The organism is Pseudomonas reinekei, assembly GCF_001945365.1.
Classification (GTDB): domain Bacteria; phylum Pseudomonadota; class Gammaproteobacteria; order Pseudomonadales; family Pseudomonadaceae; genus Aquipseudomonas; species Aquipseudomonas reinekei.
This window is the reverse complement of sequence record NZ_MSTQ01000007.1, coordinates 116,820-134,903: the sequence shown is the minus strand read 5'-3', so window position 1 is coordinate 134,903 and position 18,084 is coordinate 116,820. Positions and strand designations below refer to the sequence as shown.

Below are 18,084 nucleotides of genomic sequence, written 5' to 3'. Positions count from 1 at the left end.
TAGGGATGGCTGAGTCGAACGAAACCTAAAACGCTGAACGTCGACGGCTGCCACATTGCGCACCAGTGAAACTTCAGTACAGGCTCTGCGCGACGTCCAGGTCTGTTCGTACCCTTCGACCAGGTCCCATCAACACATACACGGTGTTTTTAGTCTCGAACAGGCAATCATGGGTGAAGGAAACACCCAATGAGGTTCTTACCCAATGACCGCGAGGGAAACGTCCTTTGCTATCGTGGATAACACATAAAGCGTTGACCAACGTAGGAGTAACTCCTCTTCTAACAACGGCCTTTAACTGACGGGGGGAGACCGCTATATCAACCACTGTCCAATCAGCGACTAGGCAATAGGCACGTCCAGGGAAGTAAAATCCGACCAGAGCCACGGCGTCTGAATGAGCTAGCTCACATCCAGGTAATCTTTCGCCACCGGAAAGCAGTTCGACTAGGCCCGCCAGATTCATTCGTCCCTCCGACTCACCTCAAAAATCGAGTCGAATAATCAATCACACCAGTCAGCATAGCTGCGCGTAAAGCGCCTAGTCTTAACGCCGATGAACAGCACGCAAAATTTGACTCATCTCCTCGAAAGCTGATGCTTAGCCCGGTCGCTATGGTCTGATTCACCCCGCGATACCTCTGATTCGCGGGTTCACGTTTTCAAGACCTACAGCTCTACGTATCTCTCGCCTCACTGAACACCACTATTTCGATCGGTGGTGTCGCCGGCTGGAGTGGCTTACGCCAGTTACCGACGTCATATTGCCCATGCTTGAATCCCACTTCGGGATAGGTGCAAATGGGAGTGAAGCCGGGGCGTCATGAATACTGACGTCTGCGGCATTGAGTGGGGCGATATCGGCGCGTCCAATGCCCCGTCGATATGCAATTGGCGTCGGTATAAATAGTGACATCCACTGCCCAGCAATACGCCTCAGAGATCATCGGATCCACAGCAGTGCTGTGCCATTCCATAAAAAAATCTACTAGAGCTTTGAATTGGACGCGATCATCTCCATGTATGCATTGCCACCCATGGGAATATCATAACCTGGTGGCCCTTCCCATTGCCGCGAGACGCCGGTATTTCTAAGCATAACTTCACCATCAATACCTTCCTTAACCATGTTGTCTAAATCCCACTCGAAGTGATTTATGAGAGCTTGGCAAGCCACATGAGGTACTGTAGTCAATAATTTTAAGCTGGAGCTGTTTGGGGGTAACTTAAGCCTTGCGATCTCCGACATCGTCCATATCATTCTCCGTAACCGGAAATGCCAAAGAGATTCTAGATGAAGCTCAAGTTGTTCTGACACCAACGGAAACGACTTACGAGTCGCACGCTCCCTACTTACTTTTCGCGGCAAAAGTGCAAGCATGTTACCGATATTTACTCGAACCTGTTTTTGGGCGATGCGGTACAAATTCTCAACGCCTTCTTTAAGAATAGTTGCGTATTTTTCGTCCTCATCGCTCACCACCGACTCGACACTGTTCTTCTGCTTTACGCCCCTTGTAATTTCACTCAATAACCAGTCTTTATCGTTTTCGTTGAGCCAGCGTGTTACTTGATAAGCATTGACCCAAAGATAGTCCATACCAATACCTGGCTTAACCTCAAGTAGTATTGAGATTTTTTCTCGATAAGCCTTTTTTTTACTTTCTGGCAAAGCTTTCTCTTTTAGACGGACCGTCGGGTTTGCCGAGCTAGTAAGTAGAGACTCTTCTGCCAAGCATTTCTCAAATTTTTCTGCACTACCAAATAGATGTAGAGATATTAGAAGATGCCGCGCCAGCGGCATATCGATTTGACCTCTTGTTGTTGATAGTCGAATCCATTGACGTCGGATACCGGCTGCGTATGCTAGGTCAATTTTCGAAATAGTATCATCGCCAAACTTATCACGAATACTGCTAAATAATTTAGCAGTGCCAATCAGATTCCCATGAACAAACCCACGCTTCTTTGCTTGACGTCGATAACAGGCAGCCAAAATCTTATAATCCACCGATGGCAGATTGCGTTGCAGAATATCATTTACAAAAATTGCATACTCTCGTTCTTCAGATGAGGCTAGTAAACGGTTCGCAGGTTTAATAGCGTTCCACCCACAAACACAATCTTCGGTTAAATTAGGTAATAACTTGTTTCTACGAAAGAAAGGGTGAGAACAATTCGGACAAGATTGAAGAAGTTCCTCGCCGTGCCGCCAGCAGGCCGTAACGCCCGGTACATGATGAGCTCGGTGCCAATATGCGTAACCTGACTCTATGATGTCGGCTTGCACACAGGCTAAGCAAATCTTTGCTCTGCTATTTTTAGTGCCCTCCCACCTAGGCACACGAGCAACATCTGACAAAACTCTGTCCCGTTCCTTAGATGGGTCTTTTGATAACCCTATAAAAGGCTTGTATGCAGGAAAATAAGTATTAATTTCAAGCAATTCATTAAAGTTGCTTTCTTTAACTCCAGGTAATCGAGACGCAAGATTCCCTAATTGCTTTGGTATAAACGAAAGTTGAAATGGGGCAACGTCAAAAAGATCACGAAACGTTTCTGCCTCGGTTTTGTTTCCGGACAAAAAATGGTACCTCGTAATACGAGATAACAGGGTCTCGTCGGGCATCGATATTGGAAAAAAAAGAATGCTGGACATGAGTAGCCGACTTTCTAGCGTGGGTTCAGGTAGGACGCAAGTCCTGTGAAGGAGTACTTTTATCACATATCACCCTGTACCCAGGCAAGGATTTTTATGAACGCAACACAGTAGCTAACAGCCACCAACTACTACTTTAAAAAATCAGCCCATTTTTATTCGGTTTCACAATATAATACCGAACACATATAAATACCCTTCGTGTATTGCTTCGCCAAAACCTCACACAGGGAATCTACGCACTGCTCATTTACGGGGCTTCTGGCGACGGAGTTACAGAACAATATCCATACGAGAATCAGAATGCCGTCCCCCTGTGCGCGGTTTTCTGATACACGCTGTTCGATATATCGATGATTGAGTAATTGGTTTGCCGTCCAGTTTTAGCTTACGCTCGGCCCAGCTCAAACGCCTCCTATGGAATGCATCCAGGGTTTCGCATTCGGCTGCTAGGGCAGCTGCACAGTGCGGCAGCTTGTTGAGCTGCTTTTCAAACCTAGACAACATATGAAGCTCTCTGCCTATTTTTGTCCGTGAGATACGGACAGGTTTTCCTGGAAGCGTTCGTAACATTTCAGCGCATTGAACCACTTCGTTGGCAAGGTTACGGTCGAGGTCTTTGAATCTTTCTGCCTGCTGTCCACACGGTCTGTGGGCTTTACCTAGCTCTTGTGTACGCTCGGACAGCCATTGCCGATCGTTTCGATGAAGCCACACATAATCTCGACACTCATGAGCTAGGCGAGCTATGTAATCCCCCTCAAATCGATTCCTCCTATCACCCAGCTGTTTCGAAAGCCTCGCCTCTTTCCATCGGCCTGGTCCATCCGAAATCGTGCGTATCGCTCGGTAAACGCACGCAACCGAGCTCCCCGTTTCTGACGCTATGGTCTTCGCGTCAGCCCCCGAGAGTGCCCGCGTCCAGATCGCTTCAGATGCCTCACTCATATACTCATTGGCGCTTGCCCGATGGATTTGAGGTCCGTTGGCCGCGCGATCCCTAGAAGTTTCGGTATTGCCTGTTCGGTTAAGCGGCCCGGTAATAGGCCCGTTCTGCCGCAGTATCCTTTCCATGTCGACCTTCAGCGCGCAGGCCAGCAGGATAAATTTCAGCGGATGATGGGTGCCCCTCGGCTTACGCAAAAGCTTCACAACCCAGGCCGCCGGTATATCCGCAGACGATTTGCTCAGTATCGAGTACTCCCCTAAGGAGGGGAGAGCCTCAAAGAACGCAGACATGTGCCGCGCCAATCTGGCTAAGTGCAGCCGACCAGTGTCGGAAGCCATTTCCAAGGCAATAGCGCTATCCAGAAACACCGATCGAATCGCATCAGGAGATAATGGAGGAACATCGGTCTCAAGCACCTGCATCGAACGCCGTGCTATTTCGTGCAGAGCACTTTGTAGATTTTGAGGGATGTCTAACGAAATGGAGTGAGACTGAACGTCCTCATCGTCCGGCAAGTGCATTCTTCGAGAATTTCGGCTCAACCAGCGGTAATCAAGGAACTTCAACGGGGTTCCATGGTGTGGACAGATCAAAACGCCTGGAAGCTGATGCACACGGTGCCAGTACGCTGCTCCCACACAGGCCATGTCCTGGTTGATACAGTCGAAGCACAATCGCACTCTCGAAGCGAACTCGAGTCGACTCGCGATTAACCCCAACCTTAGCATCAACCCCTCGCCATTTCCCGCCATCAAGGTATTGGCGTCGTCCACCTGTTGCTGGGTCAAAAAAGGTTCGTAGTAGGGCAGCTGCGTATGGCGCTTTATAACCCCGGCTAGCGATAAGCCTGTGCCACACGGCAGCGCCTCGGCAAGCTCAGCTAGTCGACATGGAAAAGCCACGTTCTGCGAGAAGAAGTTTGCGGACTGCGCTCCATCGAAAACTGCTCCGCAGCTACGTACGCCACAGAGCCGGGCGTATCTTGAAAGGACGCTGTGAAGCGTCTCATCGTGAAACACGGCCGGAAAGAAATGGAATTTGAGCCCCATTTCGTCACCTTTTATTCACCCCTTCCGATACAACGGAGAGAACTCAAATAGATCTCTGTTTATCCAACCGGCGCTCTTCAACGCCTCAATGGAGTCTTCACTTTCACTTAGCACATGTGCCTCTGACGTCTCAACCGCTACCGCCGCAGGCGACTGCGATTTGACTGGGTTAACGGGCGCCACATTAGGTTTTGGCGCACTATTGTCGCTGCGACTGATGACACTGCGCAGCAACGCCAGTCGCTCCGGCCGAGCCAAACCATCGAACGCCATCATGTCGCTTAGTTGATCTTCAATCGGAAGCAAATCGTCGAACTGCCGCATCCGTTTCGGATCTCGGCTTCGCAGGGCGGACAAAGCTGGCTTCAATATTTGCATCTTGGTGTTGCTCACCAACGCGATTGTCTCGGCGGTAACGCATTCCGAACCACTCTGGATCGCATACCTCTGACTGAGCACCAAAAGCTTCACCAAAAAATCGGTGACGCCTTGTGTATGCTCATACAGCGCATCAAACACATCCTCGGTCAGTTCGACCGGCTGCTGGTACCACTGATAGCTCCACAGGTTTTCAACGAGCATTCGCCACTCGTCATCGTCCTTCTCAAAGCGTTTAAATTCGAGTACCCCGACGCCGCAGCAACGCCGTGCGTTGCGCATGACGTCCGAAAATAGGCTAATCATCGAATTTGTCCCGATGAACACCACGGGAATGCCGATGTTGTTCACTAGATGGAGGAAGAAATTCAGCATGTTGTCCTTGCCCCCAGTTTTCGCCAGGTGCAGGTTCTGTAGTTCGTCGATCAACAGAGCTCCGATGAAAAATGTACTCGCAACCTGCTCCATTTGTTGCAACGAGTCATTGATGTTCCGAGCCCGATGCCGCTTGTAGTAATCCTCATCACCTAACGCTCGCCCGACCGCATAGAAGAATTGCTGACAGAAGCCTGCCAGCGACCCATCTCGGGGGCAGTCAAGCTTGAGCCAGGTGATCTGGGTATGAACGAACTGCTTTCCTTCATAACGCTCGTGTCGGATCGTTTGAGGGTAGAGACTCAAAATGGCTTCGAGGGCGGTGGACTTCCCAATGCCACTAAGGCCAACCAGACTGAACGTTTCGGCAGTGGACTTGAATCCATCGTGGTAGCGCTGTGCACCCGAAAGCGAGTGTAGATGTCTGACAGTGTCTGGAGAAGTCGGGTTGCGTCCGACGTACCCTCGTCGGACCAGCAATGAAAATACGGACTCCAGATCCATGTGGACAATCAGAGGCTGAACCACCGTCCTCAACCGGTCGATACAGTGGATCCGAGTCGAACGGTCAAGGGCGAGCTCTTCTGGATCAACAGGACGAGGAAAATTCGAGATCAGTTGGATTGCTACCTCTTCTGAGAAGATAGGTGGCAGCGCTTCGATGAGCGGATTTCCCGCGTAGTCCGCTATCGCCTGCTTGGTGTAGCTTGCGAAAACTTGGGCGCCTTTCATTAGTTTTGTCCTGGGCGGAGTCGTTTGAGCATATCGATGACCTGAGCGCTGCGAGGGCCGGCAAAGTTCTCCGAGCGTTCTGGGGCGGTCTCTGCCTTCTGCCCAGGCGGGTCAATCCTCACACCCTCTGGCACATGGGCGGTCTCCCGCTCCTTGAGGCGTTCAACAGCGCGGTTCTCACGAATATTTCCAATCATCTCGGCCTTGGTCGCAGGGGCTGGCTCTTCTTTTCGCTCAGCCATCGCACCACTGACGATTTGATTAACCTCTTCTAGAAGCGAAATCCGACTCTCCAACTCAGCGCGTTTATGAGCCGGTGGAGCCTGGCGGTAAGCTTCGAGCAGGTCGAAAATTTCATCGGATCGATAATCAGCATACTTGTGATCGGACTTACGCAAATCGCAACGGATGAACTGTTTGTTGTCGCCCCGGATCCAAATATGTGCCGCGGAATTTGGGTCATACCAACACTCTATAGACCAAACCCCGCGGCTACGGGCTTTCGCAAACCAGTTGTTCTCGATCGCTACATCACAGACATAATGCATCCCTCGGAATAGCACACCACCCTTTTGCACCGTTGCTTGCTCGCGCGGAAGCAAATGGAGATAGACCAGCTCATCGGGATGATTGTTCGGTTCGACGTGGCCATTTTCCATCGCCCAAGTCCAAATACCTACCGGCGTCGGATCGACACCGTCGTTCATCATCTCTTGAGTGAGCCTGTCGGGCTGCCGGTTGAAGCGGTTATAGTGAAGGACACACTGGATGATGATCTTAGTGAACTCTTTCATGCTCAGCGTCGCGTCGAGTCGGTAATCTCGCTCGCCACGCTCCTTCTCCCTGGCCGCTACGCCACCTGGTAGCCACCTGATGCCCGTCAAATCGTTCAGGATACCGAACCGACTCTCCACCATCGACTTCCAGTCCGGCCGGTAAGGCGGAGCGATTCCCAGCTCGATATTCAGGCCAGTGGCAAGACCTTCAGCTGCTTTCCCCAACATCTCGCCTCGATCAGCGTAGATGTGATGCGGGAGGTGGTGACAGGCCCATTCTTCGGGATCGATTGTGACCCCGTTGGTAGCGCAAAACTGAACCTTCGAAGTGAAAGCGTTGAACAGCGCTTGCCTGGCTCCGTTCCAGCTCGGCCCCTCCAACCCGATGTAGAGACCGACGATCATGCCGGAGAAGCTATCGATGACGACGTACACCACCGGCCGTCCAATGAGCATCCGCCTGGAGTAGCCGTTCACGAGATAAATGTCAGCAATGGTGGCATCGATCTCAAACTGATGGCAGGGGCCACGAAGCCAGTCACGCACGGTTCCAGAAAGGGGGCGGCAATCTTTTAGCCACTTCCGCATTCCCTTACGCCCGCGTTCAGTTTCAACTTCGTCGAAATATTGCTTTCCCCAATAATCGAACTGCCTGAAGGAAGGAATTTCCGAATCGGGTAGGAGGCGACCACCCGATTCTGGATTTTTCGAAAGGTCTTTCGCTGTGTAGAACCTTCTAAGCATCTCGACATAGGCGCTGGTTATCGTAGAAGTCTTATCCCCTACGAATAACGAGTAACCGACACGGATACAGCGCTTATCCACGGCATCAATAAGCTTGGTCGGCGAAACGGCAATACCTTGGTATCGTGGTTTTCTGCCGGGCGGTTTTGCGGGATCATACTTACGCTCAGGAACTCCGACGCCCGCGTAGTTTTTCAAGAGCGCATTTCGAACCTGGCCATTGATCCAGTAACGGTACAGAAGTCGATAGATACTCTTGCGCTGCATGCCAAGCTCAACAGCTCTACAGCCCACCATTCGCCCCATCTCACCGGAAGCAAATATCTGACCTGGGTAATCTGAGTCGATCAGGGGCGCGATGATGTTCCACTTTTCATCCCTTTCCCGCTTCTTTTTCTCATCCAAGTCATCCTCTAGCACTAAGAGAAACTCAGGCGTAACAATCTTGGCTGACTTCGTATCGCCTGCTATGACGGAGCCGCGAAGCTCTTCCAAGCCCAAACCAATCGGTTGGCGTGGCGGGTCCGTTAATTGGATCAAAACTACCGCATCGTATCGCTCATTGAGATACAAGACCCTAACGATGCCAGGCACGACGGAAAACTCAGTGACCGGTTCAAAAATATCATTGACCTGGACTTTCATGATAAGCCCTCCGCCGCCAGTGAAATTTTTATTGGGCTTTCGATAATTTCAAAGGTTGGTAGTGGTGCAGTCATTTGAATGGGAGTACCAACCAAATCTACCTTGATCGACTTGGCCCATATCAGGTGATGATATAAAGCTCGACAATCTTGATAGGAGATAAATAAACGTGCGGCAATCTTTCGCAGACTTTCAGCCGTACTCCACGGGTACGGACGGCAGCTAGTTAAGTGCTCCAGAAAATCGGAATGTAATGAGGGCTCAGCCAAGGCGCGCGGCAGCTGAGCAAACTTCCTGAGCAAGCCTAAATTCTTGATCAAATCGGGACTGAACATTTCTTCAGTGACAATGGCCCAATCGACGTGTTGACCAGCCCAGAAGCGTTTTTCGATCTCAAGTTTTTCCAACGTTCTCCTGGCTTGTTTGCCTTCGAGGTCGCTGCGGTATTTGATTGTTCGGGCTACGGATTTAAAGCTGCCATCGGACTTTTTTATTGTTAATAAAAAATCCGTGGTCATAACGTAAGGAAGCACTGTCTTCGGATACTTGGGGTATCGCACTCCGATAGAGCTAGCGATTGCTTGAGCACTTTCTCGCGGCAGCAATGGATACTGCTCGCGTATATCCACAACATTTTCCGAAAACTCACATACCAAAAAATAGGCGCGTTCTAGGTCAGAAAAGAGGTGATGGAGGCGATCGATCTTCACACCTTGGATCTTGTGGGAGCGTCCTCTGGAAGGCACATCTTGGACGCGCAGCCACGGCAGATAACTGGCACCAGCTCCGCTACCGAATCCATTCGTAATGTGCCTTTGAATGTCTATCTCTGACGAAAACCTACGACCGCGCAATGCTTCCTCCTTCGTCCGCCGTGACCGCCTCTCCTCGCCCTGAAAAAATAGTTATAGGAAAAATTCGCTCACCATCTGCCGATGGTATAGCGCTTTCTAGCCTACTCCCGGAGCGAAACGAAACGGAGAATCTAGACCGATGGCTCAGCCCAGAAATGGAAACCCCCGTAAATACGGGGGTTTAGGCTTTGTGTCAATCTATGTTGTGTCGTGTCAACCTTTATTGTTTTGTGTCAATCTTTATTGTTAGAAGCCAAAAGTTTGATCAGCTGTGGATAACTTATTCCACAGTCACCGATTTCGCCAGATTGCGTGGCTGGTCAACGTCGGTGCCTTTCAGCACGGCCACGTAGTACGACAACAACTGCAGGGGGATGGTGTAGAGGATCGGCGACAGGATGTCGTGGATATGCGGCATCTGCACCACGTGGGTGCCTTCACCGTTGGTCATGCCGGCCTTCTCGTCAGCGAAGACGATCAGCTCGCCACCACGGGCGCGAACTTCCTGAAGGTTGGACTTCAGCTTTTCCAGCAGTTCGTTGTTCGGTGCGACCGTCACCACCGGCATATCGTTATCCACAAGCGCCAGCGGGCCATGTTTCAGCTCGCCCGCCGGGTACGCTTCGGCATGGATGTAGGAGATTTCCTTAAGCTTGAGCGCCCCTTCCATCGCCACCGGGAATTGCGCACCACGGCCAAGGAACAGCGTGTGGTTCTTCTCGGCGAACAGTTCGGCGATTTTCTCCACGGTGGCGTCCATCGCCAGTGCCTCTCCGAGGCGAGTCGGCAAGCGACGCAGCTCTTCGACCAGGGTCGCTTCGACGCCCGCCGCCAACGTGCCGCGAACCTGACCCAACGACAGGGTCAGCAACAACAGGCCAACCAATTGCGTGGTGAACGCTTTGGTCGATGCCACGCCGATTTCGCGACCGGCCTGGGTCAGCAGGGTCAGGTCGGATTCGCGCACCAGCGAGCTGATGCCGACGTTGCAGATCGCCAGGCTGGCAAGGAATCCCAGCTCTTTGGCATTGCGCAGCGCTGCAAGGGTGTCGGCGGTTTCACCGGATTGGGAGATGGTGACGAACAGCGTGTCTGGCTGCACCACGACTTTGCGATAGCGGAACTCGCTGGCGACTTCGACCTGGCACGGGATACCGGCCAACTCTTCGAGCCAGTAACGGGCAACCATGCCGGCGTGATAACTGGTGCCACAGGCGACGATTTGCACGTTGCGTACTTTGGCGAACAACTCGGCCGCTTGCGGGCCGAACGCCTGAACCAGCACTTGGTTCTGGCTCAGTCGACCTTCCAGGGTGCGCTGCACCACGGACGGTTGTTCGTGGATTTCCTTGAGCATGTAGTGACGGAACTCGCCTTTGTCGGCTGCCTCGGCACCGTCGCTGTATTGCACGGTCTGGCGCTCGACCGCTTGGCCGGTCACGTCCCAGATCTGCACGCTGTCACGACGGATCTCGGCGATATCGCCCTCTTCCAGGTACATGAAGCGATCGGTAACCTGGCGCAGGGCCAACTGATCGGAAGCGAGGAAGTTTTCCCCAAGGCCCAGGCCAATCACCAGCGGGCTACCGCTGCGAGCCGCAACCAGACGATCCGGCTGCTGAGCACTGATGACCGACAGGCCATAAGCGCCATGCAGTTCTTTGACGGTCGCCTTGAGGGCTACGGTCAGGTCGCGCAGGTCCTTGAGCTTGTGGTTCAGCAGGTGCGCGATCACTTCGGTGTCAGTGTCAGAAGTGAACACGTAACCCAAACCTGTAAGTTGCGCGCGCAGGGCTTCGTGGTTTTCGATAATGCCGTTGTGCACCACCGCCAGATCACCGGAAAAATGCGGGTGAGCATTGCGCTCGCACGGCGCGCCGTGTGTAGCCCAGCGGGTATGGGCAATCCCCAGGCGCCCCACCAGCGAACTTTCGACCAATGCCTGTTCCAGTTCGCTGACCTTGCCCGGACGGCGCAGGCGCTCAAGCTTCTCGTCATTGGTGTAGACCGCCACGCCGGCGCTGTCATACCCACGGTATTCCAGACGCTTCAGGCCCTCGACCAGGATGGCGGTGATGTTACGTTCTGCGACTGCGCCAACAATTCCACACATGCTATTTCTCCTGACTGACAGCCGCGCAAATCAAAGTGATACCGCGGGCCTGAATCTGATTGCGTGCCTCAAGTGGCAGGCGATCATCGGTAATAAGGGTATGGACGCTGCTCCAGGGCAGTTCCAGGTTGGGAATCTTGCGGCCGATTTTGTCGGCCTCCACCATCACGACTACTTCGCGGGCGACTTCAGCCATGACCCGGCTCAGCCCAAGCAATTCGTTGAAGGTGGTGGTACCGCGAACCAGATCGATGCCATCGGCACCGATGAACAATTGATCAAAGTCGTAAGAGCGTAGTACCTGCTCCGCAACCTGCCCCTGAAAGGACTCGGAATGCGGATCCCAGGTGCCGCCTGTCATCAACAACACCGGCTCGTGTTCAAGTTCACTGAGCGCGTTGGCGACATGCAGGGAGTTGGTCATGACCACCAGACCCGGTTGCTGACCGAGTTCCGGAATCATCGCCGCCGTCGTGCTGCCGCTGTCGATGATGATGCGCGCATGTTCGCGGATTCGCGTCACTGCGGCGCGGGCAATCGCCTGTTTGTACTTGGAAACCGGCAAACCGATGTCGGCCACCAGTTCCTGGGGCATAGTGATTGCGCCGCCATAACGACGCAGCAACAGCCCATTGCTTTCCAGTGCAGCCAAGTCCTTGCGAATCGTAACTTCAGAAGTTTCGAAGCGCTTGGCCAACTCGTCCACGCTCACTTCGCCCTGTTCATTGAGCAAGGCAAGAATGTTATGACGGCGTTGGGGTGTGTTGCGCTTTGACATGATCTGGTAAGTTTCGATTCGAAAGATAACGGAAGCAATCAAAACCTATTGGTGAACCTTCGTCAAGCGCGGCTCGACAAAAATCTCTGTGGATAACCCACAAAAAAGATCGCAGCCTAAGGCAACTCGTGCATGGAGATTTAATCCACCGTGCTGGAGCTGCCGAACGCTGCGATCTTTCAGTTCTAAAGCGCTGTGGATAACTCAGCTCTTCTTGATCTTCTCCGGCCGCTTCCAACCGTCGATGTTCTTCTGACGAGCACGCCCTACTGCCAATTGGGATTTGTCCACAGTCGAGGTAATTGTCGATCCCGCCGCCGTGGTCGCACCATCGAGGATATCCACAGGCGCGACCAATGAGTTGTTGGAACCGATGAACACATCTTCGCCCAACACGGTTTTCCACTTGTTGGCGCCATCGTAGTTGCAGGTGATGGTGCCGGCACCGATGTTGGTGCGGGCGCCGATCTCGGCATCGCCCAGATAAGCCAGATGTCCAGCCTTGGCACCTTCGCCCAGGTGCGCATTTTTCAGTTCGACGAAGTTACCCACATGGGCCCGTGCTTCCAGCACCGTGCCCGGGCGCAAACGCGCGAATGGACCGGCGTCGCTGCCTTCACCGAGAATCGCACCTTCGATATGGCTGTTCGCTTTGATCACCACACCTTTGTGCAGGGTGCTGTCCTTGATGACGCAGTTCGGGCCAATCTCCACGTCGTCTTCGATGACCACTTTGCCTTCGAGGATTACGTTGATGTCGATCAGCACATCCCGACCCACAGTCACTTCGCCGCGAACATCGAAACGCGCAGGGTCGCGCAAGGTCACGCCTTGGGCCATCAAACGCCGACCGGCACGCAGTTGGTAGTGACGTTCAAGCTCGGAAAGCTGCTTGCGGTCATTGGCGCCCTGCACTTCCATCGCGTCGTGAGGTTGCTCGGTGGCCACGACCAGACCGTCCTTGACCGCCATTTCGATTACGTCAGTCAGGTAATACTCGCCCTGGACGTTGTTGTTCGACAGACGCCCCGTCCAGTCGGCCAAACGATCCGCTGGAACCGCAAGGATGCCGGTGTTGCCTTCGTTGATGGCGCGTTGAGCTTCGGTGGCGTCCTTGTGTTCGACAATGGCAGCGACCTTGCCGTCAGTGCCACGAACGATTCGGCCGTATCCGGTCGCGTCGTCCAGTTCGACGGTGAGCAGGCCCATCTGTCCTGGCGCCACAAGCTTGAGCAAGCGCTGCAGGGTTTCGACTTCAATCAACGGCACATCACCGTAAAGAACCAGCACGGTGTCCGCTTCAATGAATGGCACTGCCTGGGCCACGGCATGGCCGGTCCCCAGTTGTTTGTCCTGAAGGACGAAATTCAGATCCTCAGCGGCCAAGCGTTCACGCACTGCATCGGCTCCATGGCCGATCACCACGTGAATGCGCTGTGGATCAAGTTGTCGCGCGCTGTGGATAACATGGCCGAGCATCGAGTTGCCGGCAATCGGGTGTAAAACTTTCGGCAAGGCCGAACGCATACGCGTGCCCTGGCCAGCAGCAAGAATAACGATTTCAAGAGACATGACTGGCTACCAATCCTGGGTGGTCAGCGACTGCGACCATCGTGGTGAACGTCGGAAAAGAAAAAAGGGTAGCCGAGGCTACCCTTTTTAATCAATCACACAACAAGCGCAACCTTAGTGGCCGAACTTCTTGCGGATCTGCTGGACGGTGCGCAGCTGAGCTGCAGCCTCGGCCAGACGTGCGGAAGCAGAACCGTAATCGAATTCTGCGCCACGTTCATGCAAGGCCTTCTCGGCTGCCTTAACGGCTTCCTGAGCGGAGGCTTCATCCAGGTCGGCAGCACGTTGCACGGTGTCGGCAAGAACCTTGACCATGTTCGGCTGAACCTCGAGGAAACCACCGGAGATGTAATACACCTCCTCTTCCCCGCCCTGCTTGACCAGGCGGATGGGACCTGGCTTCAGATTAGTGATCAGCGGCGCGTGACCCAGAGCGATACCAAGATCACCCAGTGCACCGTGCGCAATCACCATCTCGACCAGACCGGAAAAGATTTCTCCTTCCGCGCTGACGATATCGCAATGGACTGTCATAGCCATCTGATTGCCTCAACCTAAATTAGCGCCCGTTGCCGGGCGCCGGGATTACAGTTTCTTGGCTTTCTCGATCGCTTCTTCGATGCCGCCAACCATGTAGAACGCTTGTTCTGGCAGGTGGTCGTAGTCACCGTTGAGGATGCCTTTGAAGCCAGCAATGGTGTCTTTCAGGGAAACGTATTTACCCGATGCACCGGTGAAGACTTCAGCCACGAAGAACGGCTGCGACAAGAAACGCTGGATCTTACGAGCGCGGTTTACCAACTGCTTGTCGGCTTCCGACAGCTCGTCCATACCCAGGATCGCGATGATGTCCTTCAGTTCTTTGTAACGCTGCAGAACGTACTGAACGCCGCGAGCGGTGTCGTAGTGGTCCTGGCCGATTACGTTCGGGTCCAGCTGGCGCGAAGTCGAGTCGAGTGGATCGACCGCTGGGTAGATACCCAGGGAAGCGATGTCACGGGACAGAACGACGGTAGCGTCCAAGTGGGCGAAGGTGGTCGCTGGCGACGGGTCGGTCAAGTCGTCCGCAGGTACGTATACCGCTTGGATCGAAGTGATCGAACCTTCCTTGGTCGAAGTGATACGTTCTTGCAGAACGCCCATCTCTTCAGCCAGGGTCGGCTGGTAACCTACTGCGGAAGGCATACGGCCCAGCAGTGCGGATACTTCAGTACCGGCCAGGGTGTAACGATAGATGTTGTCGACGAACAGCAGAACGTCGTTACCTTCGTCACGGAACTTCTCGGCCATGGTCAGGCCAGTCAGAGCTACGCGCAGACGGTTACCCGGCGGCTCGTTCATCTGACCGTAAACCAGTGCCACTTTGTCCAGAACGTTGGAGTCCTTCATCTCGTGGTAGAAGTCGTTACCCTCACGAGTACGCTCACCCACACCGGCGAACACGGAATAACCGCTGTGCTCGATGGCGATGTTACGGATCAGTTCCATCATGTTTACGGTTTTGCCTACACCGGCACCACCGAACAGACCGACTTTACCGCCTTTGGCGAACGGGCAAACCAGGTCGATAACCTTGATGCCGGTTTCCAGCAGGTCGTTGCCGCCTGCCTGTTCAGCGAACGAAGGCGCTGGACGGTGAATACCCCAACGCTCTTCAGTGGCGATAGGGCCAGCTTCGTCGATCGGGTTGCCCAGAACGTCCATGATCCGGCCCAGGGTTGCTTTACCAACCGGTACGGAGATGGCTGCGCCAGAGTCGGTAACTTCCAGACCGCGCTTCAAGCCTTCGGTGGAACCCATCGCAATGGTACGAACCACGCCGTCGCCCAGCTGCTGCTGAACTTCCAGGGTGGTTTCAGCCGCGCTCACTACTTTCAGCGCGTTGTAGATGCTCGGTACGCTGTCGCGTGGAAATTCCACGTCGATAACGGCGCCGATGATTTGAACGATACGTCCGCTACTCATAGCTGGATCCTCTGAATATTTGAACCGTTAAACCGCGGCAGCGCCGCCGACGATTTCCGAGATCTCTTGGGTGATCGCAGCCTGACGCGCCTTGTTGTAGACCAGCTGCAATTCGCTGATCAAATCACCGGCGTTGTCGGTAGCGTTCTTCATCGCGATCATCCGCGCAGCTTGTTCAGCCGCGTTGTTCTCGACCACCGCCTGGTAGACCTGCGACTCAACGTAGCGGACCATCAAGCCGTCAAGCAGCTCTTTGGCATCCGGTTCGTAGAGATAGTCCCAGTGGTGCTTGAGTTCTTGATCCGGGGTAGCCACCAGTGGAATCAACTGCTCCACGGTAGGCTGTTGCGTCATGGTGTTGATGAACTTGTTGGACACCACGGACAGGCGGTCAATACGGCCGTCCAGGTAGGCATCCAGCATCACCTTGACGCTGCCGATCAGATCATTGATCGACGGCTCTTCACCCAGGTGGCTGATAGCTGCAACGACGTTACCGCCGAAGTTGCGGAAAAAGGCCGCACCCTTGCTACCAACGACACACAGATCGATCTCGACGCCGTTTTCGCGGTTTACCGCCATGTCCTTGACCAGGGCCTTGAACAGGTTGGTGTTCAAGCCGCCGCACAGACCACGGTCACTGCTCACTACGACATAACCAACACGCTTGATTTCGCGGTCGATCATGAACGGGTGGCGGTATTCCGGGTTGGCGTTGGCCAGATGCCCAATTACCTGGCGGATACGCTCCGCATAAGGACGGCTAGCAGCCATGCGCATTTGTGCCTTGCGCATTTTGCTGACCGCCACTTTTTCCATGGCGCTGGTAATCTTTTGCGTGCTTTTGATGCTCGCAATCTTACTGCGAATCTCTTTTGCGCCTGCCATGTAACACCTATCAGGTTAGCAAGCGGGAGCCTTGCGGCTCCCGCTGCGGCTTACCAGGTTTGGGTGGCCTTGAACTTCTCGATACCGGCTTTCATGCCAGCGTCGATTTCGTCATTGAAGTCACCTTTCACGTTGATCTTCGCCATCAAATCGGCGTGATCGCGGTTGAAGAAAGCAATCAGCGCTTGCTCGAAGCTGCCGATTTTGGCGATTTCAACGTCAGTCAGGAACCCACGCTCAGCGGCATACAGCGACAGCGCCATGTCAGCGATCGACATTGGTGCGTATTGCTTCTGCTTCATCAGCTCGGTAACGCGCTGACCATGCTCAAGTTGCTTACGGGTCGCTTCGTCCAGGTCAGAAGCGAACTGGGCGAATGCCGCCAGTTCACGGTACTGAGCCAGAGCGGTACGGATACCACCGGACAGCTTCTTGATGATCTTGGTCTGAGCGGCACCACCCACACGGGATACCGAAACACCGGCGTTCACTGCAGGACGGATGCCCGAGTTGAACATGGCCGATTCCAGGAAGATCTGACCGTCGGTGATGGAAATCACGTTGGTCGGAACGAACGCGGAAACGTCGCCAGCCTGGGTTTCGATGATCGGCAGTGCGGTCAGGGAACCGGTTTTGCCGGTCACTGCGCCGTTGGTGAACTTCTCTACGTATTCTTCCGAAACGCGGGATGCGCGCTCCAGCAGACGGGAGTGGAGATAGAACACGTCGCCTGGGTAAGCTTCACGGCCTGGTGGACGGCGCAGCAGCAGGGAAATCTGGCGGTAAGCCACTGCCTGCTTGGACAGATCGTCATAAACGATCAGCGCGTCTTCACCGCGGTCGCGGAAGAATTCACCCATGGTGCAACCGGAGTACGGTGCCAGGAATTGCAGCGCAGGAGATTCCGAAGCACTGGCAGCCACGATGATCGTGTTGGCCAGGGCGCCGTTTTCTTCCAGCTTGCGAACCACGTTGGCGATGGTCGATTGCTTCTGACCGATGGCTACGTATACGCAGAAAATGCCGCTGTTCTTCTGGTTGATGATCGCGTCGATCGCCAGAGCGGTTTTACCGATCTGACGGTCACCGATGATCAGCTCACGCTGACCACGGCCGACAGGAATCATGGCATCGACAGCCTTGTAGCCAGTCTGTACAGGCTGGTCTACCGACTTACGCCAGATCACGCCTGGAGCAACTTTCTCGACCGCGTCGGTCTCGGTGTTGCCCAGTGGACCTTTGCCGTCAACTGGGTTACCCAGTGCGTCGACAACGCGACCCAGCAGTTCCTTACCAACCGGAACTTCCAGGATGCGGCCAGTGCACTTGGCGCTCATGCCTTCAGCCAGAGACTGGTATGCGCCCAATACAACGGCACCTACGGAGTCTTGCTCCAGGTTGAGTGCCATACCGAAGACGCCGCCCGGAAACTCGATCATCTCGCCGTACATGACGTCGGCCAGACCGTGAATCCGCACGATACCGTCAGATACGCTGACGACAGTGCCTTCGTTACGGGCTTGGGAGGTCACATCGAGCTTGTCGATGCGGCCCTTGATAATTTCACTTATTTCGGAAGGATTGAGTTGCTGCATTGCTCTGCTGCC

Annotated in this window: 13 protein-coding genes; all 13 read right to left on the bottom strand. The window is 54.0% G+C overall.

Going from position 1 to position 18,084, the window contains the following annotated elements; genetic code table 11:
• Positions 1 to 73: 73 nt before the first annotated feature.
• Positions 74 to 466, bottom strand: a complete 393-nt coding sequence (locus BVK86_RS30520) for a DUF6957 family protein (RefSeq protein WP_075946966.1) — start codon at positions 464 to 466, stop codon at positions 74 to 76.
• A gap of 522 nt (positions 467 to 988) precedes the next feature.
• Positions 989 to 2,659, bottom strand: coding sequence for a TnsD family Tn7-like transposition protein (locus tag BVK86_RS13880; protein WP_075946965.1), 1,671 nt, complete (start codon positions 2,657 to 2,659; stop codon positions 989 to 991).
• A 273-nt stretch (positions 2,660 to 2,932) separates the two neighbouring features.
• The gene (locus BVK86_RS13875; RefSeq protein WP_075946964.1) at positions 2,933 to 4,657 is read right to left on the bottom strand and encodes a TnsD family Tn7-like transposition protein; all 1,725 of its coding nucleotides are present in this window, start codon (positions 4,655 to 4,657) and stop codon (positions 2,933 to 2,935) included.
• Between the two features lie 15 nt (positions 4,658 to 4,672).
• Positions 4,673 to 6,142, bottom strand: coding sequence for an ATP-binding protein (locus BVK86_RS13870; protein WP_075946963.1), 1,470 nt, complete (start codon positions 6,140 to 6,142; stop codon positions 4,673 to 4,675).
• Positions 6,142 to 8,307 carry a Mu transposase C-terminal domain-containing protein gene (locus tag BVK86_RS13865; protein ID WP_075946962.1) on the bottom strand — a complete coding sequence of 722 codons (2,166 nt, stop codon included), beginning with the start codon at positions 8,305 to 8,307 and terminating at the stop codon, positions 6,142 to 6,144. The genes BVK86_RS13870 and BVK86_RS13865 overlap by 1 nt, the downstream gene beginning before the upstream one ends.
• On the bottom strand, positions 8,304 to 9,161 hold the full coding sequence (locus BVK86_RS13860; protein ID WP_075946961.1) for a TnsA endonuclease N-terminal domain-containing protein: 858 nt from the start codon (positions 9,159 to 9,161) through the stop codon (positions 8,304 to 8,306). Before BVK86_RS13860 ends, BVK86_RS13865 begins: the two co-directional genes overlap by 4 nt.
• A gap of 280 nt (positions 9,162 to 9,441) precedes the next feature.
• Positions 9,442 to 11,274, bottom strand: a complete 1,833-nt coding sequence (gene glmS, locus BVK86_RS13855; protein ID WP_075946960.1) for a glutamine--fructose-6-phosphate transaminase (isomerizing) — start codon at positions 11,272 to 11,274, stop codon at positions 9,442 to 9,444.
• Position 11,275: 1 nt separating this feature from the next.
• A complete protein-coding gene (locus tag BVK86_RS13850; RefSeq protein WP_173668871.1) occupies positions 11,276 to 12,055 on the bottom strand; it encodes a DeoR/GlpR family DNA-binding transcription regulator in 780 nt (259 codons plus the stop codon).
• Between the two features lie 201 nt (positions 12,056 to 12,256).
• Positions 12,257 to 13,624 carry a bifunctional UDP-N-acetylglucosamine diphosphorylase/glucosamine-1-phosphate N-acetyltransferase GlmU gene (gene glmU / locus BVK86_RS13845; RefSeq protein ID WP_075946958.1) on the bottom strand — a complete coding sequence of 456 codons (1,368 nt, stop codon included), beginning with the start codon at positions 13,622 to 13,624 and terminating at the stop codon, positions 12,257 to 12,259.
• A gap of 114 nt (positions 13,625 to 13,738) precedes the next feature.
• Entirely contained in the window at positions 13,739 to 14,164 is a 426-nt protein-coding gene (locus BVK86_RS13840; protein ID WP_075946957.1) for a F0F1 ATP synthase subunit epsilon, read from the bottom strand.
• 45 nt (positions 14,165 to 14,209) lie between these two features.
• Positions 14,210 to 15,589, bottom strand: a complete 1,380-nt coding sequence (gene atpD / locus BVK86_RS13835; protein WP_075946956.1) for a F0F1 ATP synthase subunit beta — start codon at positions 15,587 to 15,589, stop codon at positions 14,210 to 14,212.
• A gap of 27 nt (positions 15,590 to 15,616) precedes the next feature.
• Positions 15,617 to 16,477 carry a F0F1 ATP synthase subunit gamma gene (gene atpG, locus BVK86_RS13830; RefSeq protein WP_075946955.1) on the bottom strand — a complete coding sequence of 287 codons (861 nt, stop codon included), beginning with the start codon at positions 16,475 to 16,477 and terminating at the stop codon, positions 15,617 to 15,619.
• Positions 16,478 to 16,527: 50 nt separating this feature from the next.
• Positions 16,528 to 18,072: a F0F1 ATP synthase subunit alpha gene (gene atpA, locus BVK86_RS13825; RefSeq protein ID WP_030132553.1), complete on the bottom strand. Its 1,545-nt coding sequence runs from the start codon at positions 18,070 to 18,072 to the stop codon at positions 16,528 to 16,530.
• Positions 18,073 to 18,084: the final 12 nt, after the last annotated feature.

Coding starts and splice junctions, on each gene's coding strand:
- BVK86_RS30520 (WP_075946966.1), bottom strand. CDS start 466: ATGAATCTGGCGGGCCTAGTCGAACTGCTTTCCGGTGGCGAAAGATTA.
- BVK86_RS13880 (WP_075946965.1), bottom strand. CDS start 2,659: ATGTCCAGCATTCTTTTTTTTCCAATATCGATGCCCGACGAGACCCTG.
- BVK86_RS13875 (WP_075946964.1), bottom strand. CDS start 4,657: ATGGGGCTCAAATTCCATTTCTTTCCGGCCGTGTTTCACGATGAGACG.
- BVK86_RS13870 (WP_075946963.1), bottom strand. CDS start 6,142: ATGAAAGGCGCCCAAGTTTTCGCAAGCTACACCAAGCAGGCGATAGCG.
- BVK86_RS13865 (WP_075946962.1), bottom strand. CDS start 8,307: ATGAAAGTCCAGGTCAATGATATTTTTGAACCGGTCACTGAGTTTTCC.
- glmS (WP_075946960.1), bottom strand. CDS start 11,274: ATGTGTGGAATTGTTGGCGCAGTCGCAGAACGTAACATCACCGCCATC.
- glmU (WP_075946958.1), bottom strand. CDS start 13,624: ATGTCTCTTGAAATCGTTATTCTTGCTGCTGGCCAGGGCACGCGTATG.
- BVK86_RS13840 (WP_075946957.1), bottom strand. CDS start 14,164: ATGGCTATGACAGTCCATTGCGATATCGTCAGCGCGGAAGGAGAAATC.
- atpD (WP_075946956.1), bottom strand. CDS start 15,589: ATGAGTAGCGGACGTATCGTTCAAATCATCGGCGCCGTTATCGACGTG.
- atpG (WP_075946955.1), bottom strand. CDS start 16,477: ATGGCAGGCGCAAAAGAGATTCGCAGTAAGATTGCGAGCATCAAAAGC.
- atpA (WP_030132553.1), bottom strand. CDS start 18,072: ATGCAGCAACTCAATCCTTCCGAAATAAGTGAAATTATCAAGGGCCGC.